1 protein-coding gene is annotated in these 582 nt (G+C 59.8%); it reads left to right on the top strand.

Features of this window, described 5'->3' with window-relative positions; translation table 11 throughout:
* Nucleotides 1-295, top strand: a 295-nt coding sequence (locus DVK03_RS19405; RefSeq protein ID WP_342764945.1) for a BGTF surface domain-containing protein, incomplete at its 5' end; no start/stop codon positions are given.
* Nucleotides 296-582 lie beyond the last annotated feature (287 nt).

Here is a 582-nt window from a genome sequence, read left to right as displayed (position 1 = left end):
CCTCGAACCGGGAACCAACGTCAGCCTTCGCGTTGTGTCAGGTGACGACACGGAACCACGGTTCCTCAAGACGACAGAGACCACCGTTGGCGAGGACGGAAACTTCTCTGCCGCATTCAATTTCTCCGAGGCTCCAGACGGGGGAACGTTCACCGTTACTGCCGAGATTCTTCTGCCGTCCACGGACGATGACCAGGTTGAATCCGAGGGTGTCGTCGTCGAAGATACCGAATCGACGACAACCGAAACCGCAGACTCGACGAACGAAACGGCGGCCGGGACGGAGACGACATAAAAAGACGGCATCGGAATCATGGTTCCCGGATTCGGCATCGGAACCGCCGTCTTCGCACTTGCTGCAGTCGGTGCGGTCGCGTTCCTCGCCGGGCGACGTTCATAATCAAAACGGCCCAAGTAAAACGAACGAATAGCCGAACGTCGGCGTCCGAGACCGAGACGGGCGAAACCCGGCGCGTTCGGTCTTTTCAGTCCTCGCGACGGAGACGCGTCACGACGAAGTCCTGTTCTAACTCACCGAGGAACTCGCCGAGGCGCGGCCCCTGCGTGTCGTCGAAGAAGAGG

The sequence above is a fragment of the Haloferax sp. Atlit-109R genome, assembly GCF_003665865.1.
Taxonomy (GTDB): Archaea; Halobacteriota; Halobacteria; order Halobacteriales; family Haloferacaceae; genus Haloferax; species Haloferax volcanii.
Note: the sequence above shows the minus strand (reverse complement) of the source record. Positions and strands in the feature narration are given on the sequence as shown.